This window comes from Alkalicoccobacillus gibsonii (assembly GCF_016798245.1).
GTDB lineage: Bacteria > Bacillota > Bacilli > Bacillales > Bacillaceae_D > Alkalicoccobacillus > Alkalicoccobacillus gibsonii.
Map to the genome: position 1 here is coordinate 190,065 of NZ_JAEUZA010000003.1, position 16,014 is coordinate 206,078.

At 42.1% G+C, this 16,014-nt stretch carries 12 protein-coding genes; 8 read left to right on the forward strand and 4 right to left on the reverse strand.

The features are described from left to right. Positions 1 to 22: 22 nt before the first annotated feature. Entirely contained in the window at positions 23 to 1,117 is a 1,095-nt protein-coding gene (gene ssuD, locus JNO66_RS12585; protein WP_203088643.1) for an FMNH2-dependent alkanesulfonate monooxygenase, read from the reverse strand. A 284-nt stretch (positions 1,118 to 1,401) separates the two neighbouring features. Here ssuD and JNO66_RS12590 point away from each other — a divergent pair, with 284 nt between their 5' ends. Continuing rightward, on the forward strand, positions 1,402 to 1,860 hold the full coding sequence (locus JNO66_RS12590) for a GNAT family N-acetyltransferase (protein WP_203088644.1): 459 nt from the start codon (positions 1,402 to 1,404) through the stop codon (positions 1,858 to 1,860). A 31-nt stretch (positions 1,861 to 1,891) separates the two neighbouring features. On the opposite strand, the gene JNO66_RS12595 is transcribed toward JNO66_RS12590, so the two are convergent. Further along, the gene (locus JNO66_RS12595; protein ID WP_203088645.1) at positions 1,892 to 2,035 is read right to left on the reverse strand and encodes a DUF4021 domain-containing protein; all 144 of its coding nucleotides are present in this window, start codon (positions 2,033 to 2,035) and stop codon (positions 1,892 to 1,894) included. A 109-nt stretch (positions 2,036 to 2,144) separates the two neighbouring features. Here JNO66_RS12595 and JNO66_RS12600 point away from each other — a divergent pair, with 109 nt between their 5' ends. Then, positions 2,145 to 2,789 carry a YIP1 family protein gene (locus JNO66_RS12600; protein WP_203088646.1) on the forward strand — a complete coding sequence of 215 codons (645 nt, stop codon included), beginning with the start codon at positions 2,145 to 2,147 and terminating at the stop codon, positions 2,787 to 2,789. Positions 2,790 to 2,815: 26 nt separating this feature from the next. Here the strand turns inward: JNO66_RS12600 and JNO66_RS12605 are convergent, their stop codons facing one another. Beyond that, positions 2,816 to 3,733 carry a DMT family transporter gene (locus tag JNO66_RS12605; RefSeq protein WP_203088647.1) on the reverse strand — a complete coding sequence of 306 codons (918 nt, stop codon included), beginning with the start codon at positions 3,731 to 3,733 and terminating at the stop codon, positions 2,816 to 2,818. A 96-nt stretch (positions 3,734 to 3,829) separates the two neighbouring features. Here JNO66_RS12605 and JNO66_RS12610 point away from each other — a divergent pair, with 96 nt between their 5' ends. The 6 genes from JNO66_RS12610 to JNO66_RS12635 all read left to right on the forward strand — a co-directional run bounded on the left by JNO66_RS12610 (position 3,830) and on the right by JNO66_RS12635 (position 11,603). Continuing rightward, positions 3,830 to 5,575, forward strand: a complete 1,746-nt coding sequence (locus JNO66_RS12610; RefSeq protein WP_203088648.1) for an ABC transporter substrate-binding protein — start codon at positions 3,830 to 3,832, stop codon at positions 5,573 to 5,575. A gap of 107 nt (positions 5,576 to 5,682) precedes the next feature. Then, positions 5,683 to 6,378, forward strand: coding sequence for a YqcI/YcgG family protein (locus tag JNO66_RS12615; protein ID WP_203089345.1), 696 nt, complete (start codon positions 5,683 to 5,685; stop codon positions 6,376 to 6,378). A 139-nt stretch (positions 6,379 to 6,517) separates the two neighbouring features. Then, positions 6,518 to 7,765 (forward strand): MFS transporter, encoded by a 1,248-nt coding sequence (locus tag JNO66_RS12620; RefSeq protein WP_203089346.1) that lies wholly within the window; start codon positions 6,518 to 6,520, stop codon positions 7,763 to 7,765. A gap of 141 nt (positions 7,766 to 7,906) precedes the next feature. Continuing rightward, positions 7,907 to 9,232, forward strand: a complete 1,326-nt coding sequence (locus JNO66_RS12625; RefSeq protein ID WP_203088655.1) for a metal ABC transporter solute-binding protein, Zn/Mn family — start codon at positions 7,907 to 7,909, stop codon at positions 9,230 to 9,232. Between the two features lie 368 nt (positions 9,233 to 9,600). Beyond that, positions 9,601 to 10,461, forward strand: a complete 861-nt coding sequence (locus tag JNO66_RS12630) for an N-acetylmuramoyl-L-alanine amidase (RefSeq protein WP_203088657.1) — start codon at positions 9,601 to 9,603, stop codon at positions 10,459 to 10,461. Between the two features lie 68 nt (positions 10,462 to 10,529). Next, entirely contained in the window at positions 10,530 to 11,603 is a 1,074-nt protein-coding gene (locus JNO66_RS12635; protein ID WP_203088659.1) for a DNA alkylation repair protein, read from the forward strand. A gap of 46 nt (positions 11,604 to 11,649) precedes the next feature. On the opposite strand, the gene JNO66_RS12640 is transcribed toward JNO66_RS12635, so the two are convergent. After that, complete coding sequence (locus JNO66_RS12640) at positions 11,650 to 15,939, reverse strand: S8 family serine peptidase (protein WP_203088661.1); 4,290 nt, start codon at positions 15,937 to 15,939, stop codon at positions 11,650 to 11,652. Positions 15,940 to 16,014: the final 75 nt, after the last annotated feature.

Here is a 16,014-nt window from a genome sequence, read left to right on the forward strand (position 1 = left end):
TTTTCCTACTTTCTGATTAGTTTTAAGATGAATAGGCTTTTCCGTATAGATTGGATGAACGATTGGAATGAGTCGCATCGGGTTTGAGGATAGGGAACAATAACTCAGCTACACGATACGCTTCCTCTAAATGAGGGTACCCTGACATGATGAAAGACGTAATACCTAGCTCCTCGTATTCGCGGAGCCTAGCTGCTACTGTTTGAGGACTTCCAACCAATGCTGTCCCCGCACCCCCACGAACTAAACCAACCCCAGCCCATAAATTTGGGCTAACCTCTAGCTCTTTACTAGATGTTAAGCTGGCCATTCTTCTTTGTCCTTCAGATTCAGCTTCTCCAAATGCCTTTCTAGCACTAGCAATCTGTTCTTCAGAAACATAGGTTAATAGCTTCTCCGCAGCATCCCATGCTTCCTCGTCCGTCTCTCTGACAATAATATGTATTCTCATGCCATAACCAAGTTCTCTACCTTGATCTGTAGCTAAAGATTTAACTTGATCAATTTTTTCTTTTGCCATGTTAGGAGGCTCGCCCCATGTTAGATATTGGTCAATGTGCTTGGCTGCAATATCAAGTGCTGGCGCTGATGAACCACCGAAGTACAAGGGGATGGGTTGATCAGATGAATGATAAAGAACTTCAGCATCTGTTACCTGAATGTGTTTCCCATTAAATGTAACCTTTTCCCCTTTCATCAAGTCTTTAAACACTCTTAAGTATTCATCTGTCGCAGCGTATCGTTCTTCCTTAGATAAGTAGACACCATCTCCAGCTAATTGCTTGGAGTCCCCGCCAGTAACGACGTTTAATAGAAGTCGCCCGTTCGATAAGCGCTGAAAAGCAGAAGCCATTCTAGCTGCTACAGTAGGAGACATAATGCTAGGTCTAATAGCGATTAAAAATTTTAAACGTTCTGTCATTTGAGTCAAAGCAGAGGCAACGACCCATGGATCCTCACATGTTTTTCCTGTGGGAACAAGAACGCCTTCAAAACCTAAACGATCAAGCGCTTGGACAATCTGTGTATAGTATGAAATATTTCCTTCACGTGAGAGATGATCTGTACCTAAATAATGGCCATCTCCATCTGTTGGTAAAAACCAGTGAAAATTCATGCGTATGCCCTCCTTATTAGTAAAGAAGACGCCATCCCCGAAATGGATGGCGTCTTCAGGTGTCTAATACCATAGATCAATTTACAGAAATTATAAAACCTTTATATCTTATAAGTCAAGTAGGTATTAAGCTGACATCTGATAAATAAGACTCGTCATAGCTTGGTTCATACCGCAAGAATACCCTGAGATTGGTATGTAAATCTGTGGAGTTTTCTTCAAATGTAATGACAAATCATTATATAATAAAAAATGAATTGATATTCCATATGTTGGAGGCGTGTATGTTTATAAAACCGTTAGATGCTAATGATGAATTGCCGTGGGACTTATTACTTGAAGCAGATCCTTCAAGAGAACTTGTACAAGAATATCTTCAAAAGGGAGAAAGTTTCTTAGCAATTGAGCACGATGAAGTTATTGGGGTGATCGTACTATGTTACATAGAGGATGAAACGTACGAGATCAAGAACATATCTGTAAAAGAAAACCTCCAAGGAAAAGGGATTGGTTCGTTGTTAATTCAATCTGCGATAGAGAAGGCAGGTCAAATGAACGCTCGTTTCGTAGAGGTTGGAACAGGTAATTCAAGTATAGAAGCTTTACTTTTTTATCAAAAATGTGGTTTCAGATTAGATCGAATCGATCATGACTTTTTTGTACGCAACTATTCGGAGAAGATCGTTGAGAATGGGATTTGGTGTAGGGACATGGTGAGATTGGTTTATCGCTTAGATAAATAACACACAGACATAGAGCCTGTGTGCCAATCAATTACTCTTTTTTATCATGAAGCTGATCTTCGTAATCGGTTTCCGGCATACCGTAATCACCATTCATTTCTTGTTCATCCTGATCAAGTCCAACCGGGTCAACGATTATTGGCTTTTGATTACTATCTTTTTTAGATTCTTTCATACCTATCACCACCTGCTAATAGGTTAAACAAAAGGTCTAATATTATGTATTGTCTAGGTTTATAATGATAAAAAAGGGTATATGTGGTTTTTATAGAGGGGGAATTTGAATGGAAGAGAAATTAAATCCATGGTTACATATATGGTTCAAACCTAGGGCTGTTATCAGACAGGAATTAGAGAAGCCAGATCGAGAAAAGTATTTTATTTTACTAAGTATAGTAATTGGAATGTTGACGGCGTTTACTGGATATGAACAAAACAGTCCAGTCCTTAATCCAATCAGCCTTACCTCGGTTGTTGTTTTTGGTGGTGCTGCAGGAGGACTTTTTATGCTTTACTTCATTTCTTGGGTTAACGCAGTCGTTGGCAGATGGCTTGGTGGGCGTGGGTATGCGTCGGATCTTCGAGTTGCAGCACTCAGGGGGTCAATGGTTCCATCTTTATTAACAGTTTTCATTGGCCTTATTGATTTTGCTATACGTGGGGAAGAATTCTTCTACAGTGTTAACTTGTTAATTGAAACAAGAGAGATGTCTACATTAGCATTTATTGCTGGTGGAATGACTCCCGCTTTAATCGTTTTACAGGTTATTGCATTTGTATGGACATTCATTATTTCTCTTAAATCAATTGGAGAGGCACACGGATTCTCTGCATGGATGGCGCTTTTGATGTATATACTCGCTGCGTTGCTAATCTTTATACCGATTATGATTATTAGTTTTATCGTTTCCATTTTTATCTTTCTTTAATTAAGAGAGAAAGGCGAGAATCCATCTCATAATTTGGATTCACGCCTTTTTTTAAGTAGTGGACTTATCTGGACGTAAGCAATAGACGCTGCAACAAACAAGATACCAAACACTTGCAGTAAGCTTAACTGACGTTGTAGGAATAGTACATCCAATAGAGCGATTTCAATAAGCATTAAATTGTTTAATAAGCTACTTTCAAATGCCTTGAGATGTCTCTGAGTCCATGTCCAAAGATAAAAGGCTAAAGCACCATTTACACTACCGAGCCAGAGAATGAGAAGAACAAGTTTTGGTGTAGGAGAAGGAAGCTCTTCCATTGTAAGACCAACACCTAACATTCCCATAGCTCCAATAAGCATAGGGAAGATGATAAGATCTTCTGTTCGAGTGACTTTGTGGCGCAGTAGACTTCGATTGATTGTAAGATTGAGCGCATAGCCAATAGAAGAAAATAGGACAAGGGTTATCCCGATAAATGAGATCTGTTTAAGCTCCCATGGGTAAAAGTAAGTGAGCACTCCGACAGATAATACGAGGAGTGCATAAATGGACGAACGACTTCTGCTTTCTCTTGTATACACATAATCAACTAAAAGTACCGCGGATGTGTTGCCAATGCTTAATAACAAAGACGTTTGAGTAGGAGTCATATAAAATTGACCCGCGTATTGTAATCCTTGTGCCATTAAATAACCAGTTAGTCCGAGTAAAAGAATGATTCTCCAGTTCAAAGTTGACTTTACGTAATACTCACGATTCTCAAATAACCGAATGGAACGTACGACTACCGTCAACACAATGGCTGCTACTACATATCTTGCCCCTGCAAGTGTCAAAGGACCAACTCTCTCCTCAAAAGCCCATGCGTTCACAATATAGGAGCTTGACCAAAGAACCGTTACAAATACACCAACTATAATTGCGACTGACTTGTTTACCATGAATTATGCACCTCCTTAATTAAGTATAGATTGTAAAAGATGCATAAAAAGCGTAGGGTTTAACTTAAATCATTTCATCTTTTAGGAGGGAAGAATTTGAAACCATTCGATCACTATAAACAACTTACTCAACATTTTGAGATTCAAGGAACGCCACATCAAATACCGACTTCCTTAGTTGATTTGGAACAAGTGTTATTTTGTTCGCGAAGGAACGTTAATTTTATTATGAAAAAATTACGTTCTTTAGGTTGGCTTGAATGGAAACCTGGAGTTGGTCGATCGAAGCAATCCTATCTCATTTTTCATAAAACGATTCAAGAGCTTCAGTTAGAAGAGATTCAGGAATTGTTTGATCAGAGACAACTAAAACAAATGTTTTCATTAATAGAAGAGCTTAATCTTACGGAAGAATGGAAAGATGAGTTATACGGTTGGATCAATAGTAAATTGGGATTTCAGCAGGAAACGGATGTAGAAACGAAAAAGGATGTTTTGCAGTTCCCATACTTCAGAGAAGTCGGTCGGCTAGATCCAGTGCATGTATTCAGGCAAATGGAGGTGCATCTCATTCACCAGGTGTTTGACGGCCTAACTAAACGGAATTCATTTAGTGGAGAGGTTTATCCACATCTTGCACACAGTTGGGAAGTAAATGTTGAATTGAATAAGTGGGTCTTTCACCTAAGGAAGCGAGTCTGCTTTCACAATGGTTGGGAGCTTACTTCAGAAGACGTAGAGTATACCTTGAAACGATTAATAAGTGGGAACCAGTGGATGGTTCAAGGTCTTCATGTGATTAAAACACTGGACCGATATACAATCGCCTTAGACTTTGAAAAGCCTTGTCCTCTTTTATTACGTTATCTTGCACTTCCTCAAATGGTAATTTTACAAAAAACAGATGATAATCATCACACAAACCCTATTGGTACGGGACCATTCCAAATTGTTGATCATCAACCTGAGCTGATTGAACTTCATGCAGTAGACACCTACTTTAAAGAGCGTCCCTTACTTGATATTATTCGAATCTGGACGTTGCCCTCTTCCATTCAGTGGAGAAAAGATGCACAATTTTATCCTTATGTTCCGTCTAAGGGTAAGACGCATATTACAACATGGTCTAAAAACGACCGAGTTGATCTCGAAAGAAAAGTCCTCATTTGTAATACCAATAAAAATGGTGATTTGAAGAACATACAGATAAGAAGACGTTTAAGAGCAGCAATTGATAAAGAACAAATGATTAACGAACTAGGGGAGAACCGGTTGTGTAGCTGTAGTTCCTTGTATGGTGAGGAAGCAAAGATTACGTATCAAGCTGTGCCAGAAACTACTGAGCTAATTTCGCTCACGCTCTATACAAATGCACACTCCCTTAATGTGAATGATGCAGCATGGCTGACTCGAGAATTAAGAACAAATGGGTTTCGCTTAAAGGTTGTGACCGTTCCGATTCTTGAACTAGTGCAAAAACGTACAAGGGATAAAGCCGATCTAATCCTTGTTTCAATGGTTAACACAAGCGACTTAGAACTATCGTTTATCCAATTTTTATTGGGTCATAATGAGTGGTTCATCCATATGTTTGATTCAAAGCAATCGGAGATGTTAAAGAACCTCTCACAAGTAGCCTGTCTAGAGCAGGATCCCAGAGATATCCTTAAACAAATTGATGATCACCTAGTCCAATCCGTAAGCATCATTCCGTTGTACCTGACAAAGCAAGAGTCGTATACACATCCAAATGCGCTCGGAGTAGAGCTTGATGACTATGGATTTCTCGATTATCAAAAGTGTTGGTTTCAACCACCTGAAATAAAGGAAGAGCCTAAGTAGCATGATGACGACAAAAGCTGCGTATGAATAAATCACTGTTGCTTTTTAAACTTTCGTATAAAGGGTGAGCTAGCGTGGACCATCAAAGTTTGTTAGTAAAAGAGGATATGACAAATCCAGCGATCGTTCCAGAATGGGTTTTACATGAATATCAAACATTTCATGATACGGTGACCGATTCAACGTTTCCTTGTTATTTCGGAATGAAGGCCGAGAACAAAGGGGAGCTTCGTTATGCCTATCTCTCGCATGACGATTGGTCGAATCTTCCAAAGGCGGTTGATCAATTTCTTCAATTGTTTAGGGACCCACCTTTCATTAGGCATGGCCTATTTGTTTTTGTTGAACCAGAAAAAGGCGAGCAGGATATTGAATACTATCGCGATTACTTCTGGAGAATTCTTCAATACCTCCACGAGGAGGATCCGATCCCTTGGCCAAAAGAGAGCCCTCGTGATCCAGCACATTATCTGTGGGACTTTCACTTTGCAGGGGAACCGATTTTTGCATTTGGGAATGCACCGGCCTATAAGCAGAGACGAACAAGGAATTTGGGGAATAGCCTGGTTTTAGGCTTCCAACCGCGCAAAATTTTTAAAGGCCTTGAAGGGACAGAAAAAGGTGGCATCATGTCTCGTGAAAAAGTAAGAGAGCGCACAGAAGCTTGGGACCAGTTACCAACACATCCGGACATTAGTCATTTTGGCGATCCGACACACAATGAGTGGAAGCAGTTTTTTATTGGAGACGATATAGAGCCTCTTAAAGGAAAGTGTCCATTTTTACATAGAGAAGGATCCTAAGCGAATTGCTTGAGGTCCTTTTTTTTATTTCATCTTTGTAAAATATTTGTAAGATTGTCCTATTAAATAAAAGGGTGCTATACAATAGACTGAGGGGGTGTTGGGCCTGAAAAAATTCAGTAAGGTTGAAAGCGGCTGGATGCTTTATGACTGGGCTAATTCAGCGTACTCGGTTATCATTACAACGGCAATCTTTCCAATCTTTTTTAAGGCAGGGGCAGAGGCTGCGGGGGTATCAAGCGTTAATTCTACAGCTTATCTGGGTTACACCATTGCGATTGCTACGTTCATACTCGCAATGCTTAGTCCCATACTTGGAACGATTGCTGATTACGAAGGGTTGAAGAAAAAATTCTTCGCGTTCTTCTTTCTAATTGGTGTCATTTCTACAGCTATGCTTGCTGTTGTTCCATTTGATAGCTGGTTAGCACTGCTAATATTGTATACGATTACATCGATTGGGTTTGCAGGAGCGAATGTGTTTTATGATGCTTTTCTAGTAGACGTAACCGGTGAGGAGAAGATGGATGATTTATCTGCCAGAGGATACGGGTGGGGCTATATTGGAAGTGCTATTCCTTTCTTCCTATGTATTCTCATTATTTTGAGCGCGCAGATGGGATTCTTACCACTTTCCGTAACAGTAGCAAGTCAAATTTCATTTTTGATTACAGCCGTTTGGTGGGGAGTCTTTAGTATCCCGATGCTTCGTCATGTTAAGCAAGTTCATTTTATTAAACGCGAGTCAAAGCCTATTGTTAAAAGCTTTAAGCGACTTGGACAGACGATAAAAGATATTCGCCAATATAAAACGTTAATGCTATTTTTACTCGCTTATTTTTTCTATATTGATGGAGTAGGGACTATTATTAAAATGTCCACTGCTTATGGGACGGATTTAGGAATTGATGCAACGAGCCTGTTACTCATTTTATTTTTAACGCAAATTGTAGCGGCGCCATTTGCGATTTTATACGGGAGGTTGGCGCAGCGATTTACTGGTAAGAAGATGCTGTATGTAGGAATTTTTGTGTATATTTTTGTTTGTATCTATGCGTACTTTATGAGATCGGCCGTGGATTTTTGGATTCTGGCCATGCTCGTTGCCACTTCACAGGGAGGCATTCAAGCGTTAAGCCGGTCTTATTATGCGAAGCTCATTCCTAAGGACCGAGCAAATGAATTCTTTGGTTTTTATAACATCTTCGGAAAATTTGCAGCGGTGATGGGACCGTTACTTCTTGCTGTTACAGCACAACTAACAGGGAGTTCAACAACTGGGGTATTTAGTCTTATTCTTTTATTTATCATTGGTGGAGTGATTCTTGCCTTTGTGCCTGAGTTTGAGGAGGCAGAAGGAAGTGGACGTAACAAAGTAACTGTATAAATGTATCAGTACGTGGCGATGTCTATATTGAGTCGCCACGTTTATTTGTTATCGGATAGAAAATCATTTACAAATAAGAATCGTTACGATATACTAACTTCATTACATAGATCGGAACTATTACGAAAAAGGAGTCTGACCATGAAAAAAGGATTAGCACTAGCAGGAGCGGCACTACTGTTTCTTAATGCATGCTCACAGGGATCAGGAGATACGGAAGAAGGTACGAGCGAAACACTTGATATTTATACAACGATTTTTCCAATAGAAGACTGGACTAAAAAAATTGGAGGCGACTACGTAGACGTTACCAACATGGTACCCGTCGGTTCAGATGCTCATACCTATGAACCCACTCCAACAGAAATGGTAAAAGTAGCGAGTGCCGATGCTTTTTTCTATAGTGGCGCTGGGATGGAGGCCTTCGCAGATAAGGTTGTCAGTGCAGTGGACGGGGAAGGTGTCGTGACGTTAGAAGCAACCGACGGGGTCGAGTTGATTGCTGATAGCCACGACCATGATCACAGTCATGGAGAAGAGGAACATGATCATGACCACGATCACGGGGACGATGAGCATGGAGAAGAGGATCATGACCACAACCATGATCATGATGGAGAAGCTGATGAAACAGTGAATATTGAAGGCGTCTCTGATCATTATCATTCAGGCGATCACGTCCATCTTACAGCTATAGCTCCTGAGGAAGTTGAATCTGATAAGTGGCAATGGTACACGCTAGCAGCTGGGGAAGATGCCTGGGAAGTAGCTGAGGGGAACGAATCAGCAGAATACGAAGGAACAGCAGAGGATGGACAACAAATCCAGGCTAAGCTTCTTGATGAAAATCAAGAAGTGATTGCTCAATCAAATCCAGTAACGATCTCTGTTGATGACCACGAGGATGATGGACATGACGACCATGGACACTCTCATGGTGAATTCGACCCACATGTGTGGTTAGATCCAGTGCTTTCAATTGAATTAGCTAAGAATATTAAGAACCAGCTAGTTGAAATGTTACCTGAGCAAGAAGACTATTTTAACAAAAATTATGATGAGTTGGTTCGCCAATTTGAAGAATTAGATAGCGAATTTAAAGAGGTTGCTGAGAACGCGGACCTTGATACATTTATTGTATCCCACGCAGGCTACGGGTATTGGGAAGAACGGTACGGGTTCAATCAAATTGGAATTGCAGGAATCTCTCCAACAAATGAACCATCGCAAAGCCAGCTCGTTCAAACGATTGATCACGCTGAAGAGCTTGGACTGAATTATGTATTATTTGAACCGAATATCACTCCTGCTGTAGCTGGAGTCGTCCAAAGTGAAATCGGGGCAGAAGCAATGACGATCTACCCGCTCGAAGCATTGACCGATGAAGATGTTGCCAATGACGAAGACTACTTCTCATTAATGCACAAAAACGTAGAGACTTTGAGAACAGTGCTGTCCGCTGAATAGTTAAGTGTGGCCCTCCTTTGTGGAGGGTTTTTTGCTGTGTGAGGGGGATGAGCGTTGAGAGCAGGGAATGGAGCATGAGTAGAGGAAGTTAAGCTTTGCCAACTGGACTAAAGTGAAACGATAAAGGCCAAAGTGAAACGTTAGCTCCTAAAAGTGAAACGATAAGTGCCAAAGTGAAACGTTAGCTCCTGAAAGTGAAACGATAAAGGCCGAAGTGAAACGTTAGCTCCTGAAAGTGAAACGATAAACCCAACTCACCCCCCCGCCCCCTCCAAATTTTTCACTAAACACATGATTAATTTCTATCAACCTGTCAATGCTAGAGAAATAGATTATGAGGTTTGCGGATGGGGAGAGGGGTTTACATGATGAGAAAGGTACTAATAGTCATTTTCATGTCAGTATTGTTTATGGCTGCATGGGGAGGAAGCGCTCTTGCAGCGGAGATGGGTGAGGTGGATACACAGGTCTCTTTAAATGTTCGGTCCGAGCCAAGTGAAGCGGGAACCATTATTGGGAGTTTATCTCCTGGTGAGCGTGTGGAGTACATTGATGTTGGTAACGGGTGGGGGCAGATCACGTATCAAGGCAAGCTAGGTTTTGTGAGCACCGCTTATTTGATGAAAATGGAGAGAACGCCGGAACCACAAGCAACCCCTTCAGAGGAACCTGAGCCTGAGTCAAAACCTGTTGAATCCTTTCATGTGCAACGCATTGTGATTGATGCAGGCCACGGGGGAAAGGATCCAGGTGCAATTGGCAATGATCTCTATGAAAAGGTTATAGCACTATCTGTAGCGAGTAAGGTGAGAGATTTATTAATAGATGAGGATTATGAGGTCTTGATGTCAAGAGATTCCGACGTCTTTGTATCACTAGAGGACCGTGTCCAGAAATCCAACAAATGGGCTGCGGACTTATTTGTGAGTATTCATGCAAATGGATACTCGGATCCAGCAGCCAATGGGGTTGAAACGTTTTACTATCAAGGCAGTACAAGAGGAAAGCAGGTAGCGAGCTCCATTCAACAAGAGCTTGCACAAGCGACCGGAAATAAGAACCGTGGCGTGTTTTCAGCTGATTTTTACGTACTAAAGCATACTAGTATGCCTTCTGTTCTTGTTGAGACAGGTTTTGTATCCAATGAAAAAGATGCTGGTCTCCTAAAAACAGATGAGTATCAAAACAAAGCAGCAAGAGCCATTGTTGATGGAATTAAGGCGTCTTAGGAAGTTGCGAGGGAACGTACATTCTCTTATAATGAGTGAAACGAACTCAGGTCAAAGGAGGATGGCGAATGGAATTAAGGAAGGCTGTTTACAGTGAAGAGTTTATTCAGCATCTCAAAACGGATCTATTAAAAGCTGAACCACGTTTTCTGGCGGATGACTATCAATCAATTATTTTGCAACCTGATTGGGATCAACTAAAATTGATGCAGCGTAAACGGAGAATCACAGAGGCAATACAGGCGACACTCCCTAACTCTTACCAGGATACGCTTGAAATTCTCAAACAGGTTGCGCCAAACTATAGTGGGCTAGCGGGACTAGTTTTCTCTGATTATGTTCAAGTGTATGGACTGGAGGATTGGGAGGCGTCAATCAAGGCGTTGGAACAGTTCACGCAATATTCTACAGCGGAATTTGCAGTCCGTCCTTTTTTTATAAAGGATCCAGAGCGCATGATTCAGCAAAGCAAAATATGGTCTCAAAGTGAGAATGAACATGTGCGTAGGCTGGCGAGTGAAGGAAGCCGTCCAAGATTACCTTGGGGAATCTCGATACCTGCTATTAAAGAGAACCCAGCTTTGATTCTGCCAATCCTTGAATCACTTAAACAAGATCCGTCCTTATATGTACGCAGAAGTGTGGCGAATAGCTTAAATGATGTAACTAAAACGCATCCAGCCCTTTTTAAAGACATTGCAAAAGAATGGGTGGACGAGCATCCTGACACGGATTGGATCATTAAGCATGCTAGTCGAAGCCTTTTAAAAAAGGGTGACCCGGACATTCTTCGTTTATTTGGCTATGAAAATAGTGAAAAGTTACATATACAAGAGTTCCAATCCGCAGCAGAGTCTCTTCGAGTTGGAGAAGTCATTCACTTTTCATTCCGTCTTCATGCAGACACCAATACGAAGCTAAGAATTGATTATGCGATAGACTACGTGAAGGCTCGTGGCAACCGTACACGAAAGGTATTCAAGCTTTCTGACACATCGATTAAGAAAGACGAAACAAAGGACTATTCGCGAACGCATTCGTTTCAGAATCTCTCTACACGTACGCATTATCCAGGGGTTCATAAACTGACTCTCATTGTAAACGGGGAGGAGAAGCTTTCCATCGAGTTTGACATCATATAAAAAAACACCCCCTCGTAGTCACCACGTACGAGGGGGTGTTTGGTCGTTATTCTTCTACATTCACATTTAGTTTCATTGGTGCGACTTTACGCGTTTCGTTATCGTAGTCATCACGAACGATGACTTCAATCTCTGCACCTTCTACTTCAATGTTGGAGGTGGCTGTCCAGTATCCGACATACGTCCCATCGCTCTCTTCACGGATAGGAAGCTCCGTTGCGTTAGAGGTGATGTTTGTTAGCGGCATGCGGATAATGAAGGTCGCATCCAAATCTTCTTCACTTGTAAATTCAATTTTTACGGATTCACCAGATTTGAGTGTTTTATCCTCGTCTGGCTTAAGGTTCTCAATAACTGGCGCATCAAACTTCACGTCGATGCTGATTTGTTCTGTTGTTGTGTTACCTGCTAAATCCGTTGCAACAACTTCAATTTCATTGATTCCATTATCAAGAAGAACTCGTTGGGTAAAGCTTCCGTTTTCTTCAACGCTCGCATTTTGACCATTAACAGTTACAGTATCAAGATTCTCGTCCGTTGCCGTTCCCTTTACCGTGACTGTTTCACGATTCGTTTTTGAGCCATCCGTTGGTTCTGTGATCTCAAGCTCAGGGCTTGTTTGATCAAGTATGACGGTGATGGCTTCAGAGAGATCACTAACACCACCCTCTGTAACAACCGCTGCAGTTAAGGTGTTTTCCCCTTCTGTTAAGGTCACTTCCGTTGTAAATACACCAAATTCGTCAGAGGTTGTTGTACTCACTTCTTCTCCATCGTTGAAGATGATGATGTCTGAAGCAGCAGAAGACGTTCCTTCAATTGAAATCACTTCTTCATTGGTAATCGTCCCATCCTCAGGCGAGGTGATCGTTGGTGCACTTAGTTCATAATTTACCTTAGCTCGAATCATGTAGTTGCCTTCGCTTGCAGGAGTTTGTGCAAAGCTACCGCCGATAAACTCCCAGCTACGCTCTGCAGCTGGACCGTCTTCATCGATCGCTAGACCAGGTGCATTTGGATCTGCAGCAGATTGAATATAGACAAGGTAGAAGTCACCTTCAACCATGATGCCTTCAGCCGATAAATCAACTTCAGTCCATGTGCCGTCACGTTTTGCTGTTGCATCGATTGGTCCGGCAATTTGCTTACCAGGAGCACCGTCCGCACCACTTGAATCATAAACGGCTACCTTAAATTCAGTTCCTCCAGGTACAGGCCATTCCTCGTCCCAGAAGCGGAAGAGACCACCAGTTACAAGTGCTCGCTCCTCACCTTCAGCAAGCGACATTCTTACAGCCCATCCGTTTCCTGCTTCATAGTAAGCACGTGCATTCTCAGCTGTACCGTCATCATATCCGATCTCCCCTTCGTAGCCGATAAATGGTTGCAGGGCTACATCGTGGGACGCTGTTTCTCCACCAGTGACTGTTACTTCGATTGTCTGACTATAGAAGCTAGGAGCGGTGATCTGAACGGTATATTCCCCTTCATAGGCACTTAGTTCATACTCACCTTGTTCGTTGGTTTGAACTGGAGCAATATGTCCATCCTCAAGCAACGTAACCGTAGCGCCGTTAACGGGCTCACCTGTTGCTTCGTTACTCACCACACCAGTGATTGTCCCTTTTGCTACTTCTGTTAAGGTAAAGTGAGCTGTTGTCGTTGCGTCAGCTTCTACTGTGATTGACTGCTCCTCGGAGACAAAGCCGTACGCATCAGCGCGCAATGTAAACTCACCTGGGGCATGCTTAAGGGAGTAGCTTCCATCAGCTGAATTGGTTTGAACGGAACGTCCACTTTCAAGAACATTAACCGTTGCTTCAACTGGTAGGGCAGCGAGTTCAAACTCAGTATCCGTTTTTGCTCCAGCAGGTTTTTGAGTACTTGATTGTTTTGGCTTGATGTCAGCCGAATTCACATTTTCTTTTTCTAGGTTGCGGTTAAAGTACGTATGGTTTGGTGGTTCTACACCAGGATGATAGGTTGGTTGTGTGGACTCATTTGAAAGGGCAACTTTGTCCAAGAACCATCCTTCATTCGTAATTGAAATGTCTGTTGTTACATTAAATCCTAAATAGATACGTTCGCCGGCATAACTGGATAGGTCAATCTCTGTTTCAATCCAATCGGCCGTTGCACCGTTAAAGCGTTCCAGCTGCTCCCACTCCACGCCATCTGTTGAAATAAACACATGAGCAAAATCGTAGTTGTTTTCAAGCTCATACCAATGAGTGAATTGAAGGAAGGCTTGTCCTTCGTCTAGATCAATTGGAGGCATCACAAGTGTCATGTTTGCATTATTCGGATGATCTCCTGAAAGGTTCGTTGCATACACATGATCACCAGTTAATGCTGCGCCTGGACCAGATACTGGCTCTCCCCATTCCCAGACATCATTGGAACCAAACGAATACCAGCCATTTGGTTTGGTTGCAAAGTCTTCTTCATAGCCAACACCAATGGAAGGGAGGATCGTCACTTCATAGACATCAGATTCCGTCGTGTTCTCGCCAAAATCTGTGATCGCCCATTTGTATTCAATGACATCACCCTCTACTGCTTCGGCGGGGATTGTAGCACTATATGTCCCGGATAAGTGATTACCGCTTGTTTGAGTCGCTGTAACCGGTATCCACTCATCGTCGGAACCATAATGTAAGGTTACGTTTGTTACCGCTACGTCGTCAGTAGCTGTAATTGTCAGTGGCAGGTCTAGTCCTGCATATCCTTCTGTAATTGGTTCGTGTTCAAAGCTTGGAGCCTCTGTATCTTCACCGTCTTTTGTGACACTACCAGATACAGTACCAATCCCATCGAGAACGGAGGATACGGCTTCATATGCATTTACAAGACCGTGTCCATACCCGTTATTAGGCGTCTCTGGATATTCATCATCCGTTAAAGGAACAGCCGTTGAGATAAGAATTTCTTCTAAATCATCAACAGAAAGCGAAGCATTTGCTTGTAAAAGTAAAGCCGCTACTGCTGAGACGTGAGGACCAGCCATGGACGTTCCGTTCCATCCGCCTTCATAGCCACCCCCTGGAACAGCAGAGCGGATGTTCACTCCTGGAGCTGAAATCTCGGGCTTTATCTCTTCATACGGAGACGGTCCACGAAGAGAGAAGTTTGCTAACTTATCATTAATGTCTGTTGCGCCAGTGGCGAATGATTCTGGATAGTTAGCCGGGTTTGCAACAGATCCTGGACCACCAGGGTTAAAGAAAGTAGTGTTTCCAGCTGAAAATTCAGGAAAGATATTAGCTGCTCTCCAGTTTTCAACCATTGGACGATACCATTCATCAAGACCAGGTCCGCCTCCCCACGAATTATTGACAATGTCTGGTGCCTTTTCAGGTTGTGGATTGCCATCTTCATCTGTTGGGGCAATAATCCACTCACCAGCAGCTAGTAAATCAGCATCGGTTCCTCCGGCTGGAGTAAACGCTTTGACCCCAATCCAATGAGCACCAGGAGCGACACCAACCGCATTTGATCCATTTGGCTCTACTCCAACCATGGTTCCAGTCACATGCGTACCATGACCTTCATCATCATAGGGTGTTGTGTTACCTGAAGTTGCATCAAACCAGTTAAACTCATGACTTGGACTATCTGGGTTAGAAGGATCATATCCACGATATTGCTCTATTAGAGCTGGATGGTCCCATTCGACACCAGTATCAATTGATGCAACGACAATACCTGTTCCATCAATGCCTTGCTCCCAAACAGCAGGAGCTCCAATTTGATCGATGTTCCATTCAATATTAGAATCACTAGTAGCTTCAGGTGTTTCTTCTGAAGTTTGCTTCGTAGGATTTAACTGTCTTGTTTCATTTGCTAGAACCTTTTCTATTTCAGGTCTTGATGCTAGCTTTTCCATTACTTCTTTTGTACCAGTAACGGCCATTCCATTTACAATAAAGAACGATTCAAAATCTTTCACTCGTTCTCCCTCTAACTCTCCTTCAAGAAAGGCTGTTACTTCTTTTTGGCTGTCAATGCTTGTGGCACGTAAGCTAGAGACAACAGCAGAGCGCTCAATAAGCTTCATTTGAGAAGCAGAGGCATTCTGAGCCTGCTGTGTGCTAGAAATATTCTTCGCCACCTCAGCCGTATTCACTTGTTCCTTAAATTTTAATAAAAACGTAACGAATTCCGCGTCTTCAAATTCTTCATAGACACGTTCACTAATTTTTTCAGAGCTTGATTGTGTAAAATCAAAAATAGACGTACTAGCGGATTGGGCTGACGTCTGATGTGGGGCGAACATTGTAAAGACAAACAAGAATACAAGGGAAATGGACATCATTTTTCTTAGTCGTCTGTTCATATGATCTTTTTCTCCTTTTCTATTTGATTTTCTTCCTAAAAATCGTCACCTCTTCCTAGAATTTTTCTTTTTTAT

What these genes read in the sequence shown, in the direction of transcription:
- JNO66_RS12625 (WP_203088655.1), top strand. Translation starts at nt 7,907, where the DNA reads ATGAAAAAAGGATTAGCACTAGCAGGAGCGGCACTACTGTTTCTTAAT.
- JNO66_RS12635 (WP_203088659.1), top strand. Translation starts at nt 10,530, where the DNA reads ATGGAATTAAGGAAGGCTGTTTACAGTGAAGAGTTTATTCAGCATCTC.
- JNO66_RS12620 (WP_203089346.1), top strand. Translation starts at nt 6,518, where the DNA reads ATGCTTTATGACTGGGCTAATTCAGCGTACTCGGTTATCATTACAACG.
- JNO66_RS12595 (WP_203088645.1), bottom strand. Translation starts at nt 2,035, where the DNA reads ATGAAAGAATCTAAAAAAGATAGTAATCAAAAGCCAATAATCGTTGAC.
- JNO66_RS12630 (WP_203088657.1), top strand. Translation starts at nt 9,601, where the DNA reads ATGAGAAAGGTACTAATAGTCATTTTCATGTCAGTATTGTTTATGGCT.
- JNO66_RS12605 (WP_203088647.1), bottom strand. Translation starts at nt 3,733, where the DNA reads ATGGTAAACAAGTCAGTCGCAATTATAGTTGGTGTATTTGTAACGGTT.
- JNO66_RS12590 (WP_203088644.1), top strand. Translation starts at nt 1,402, where the DNA reads ATGTTTATAAAACCGTTAGATGCTAATGATGAATTGCCGTGGGACTTA.
- JNO66_RS12615 (WP_203089345.1), top strand. Translation starts at nt 5,683, where the DNA reads ATGACAAATCCAGCGATCGTTCCAGAATGGGTTTTACATGAATATCAA.
- JNO66_RS12600 (WP_203088646.1), top strand. Translation starts at nt 2,145, where the DNA reads ATGGAAGAGAAATTAAATCCATGGTTACATATATGGTTCAAACCTAGG.
- JNO66_RS12640 (WP_203088661.1), bottom strand. Translation starts at nt 15,939, where the DNA reads ATGAACAGACGACTAAGAAAAATGATGTCCATTTCCCTTGTATTCTTG.
- ssuD (WP_203088643.1), bottom strand. Translation starts at nt 1,117, where the DNA reads ATGAATTTTCACTGGTTTTTACCAACAGATGGAGATGGCCATTATTTA.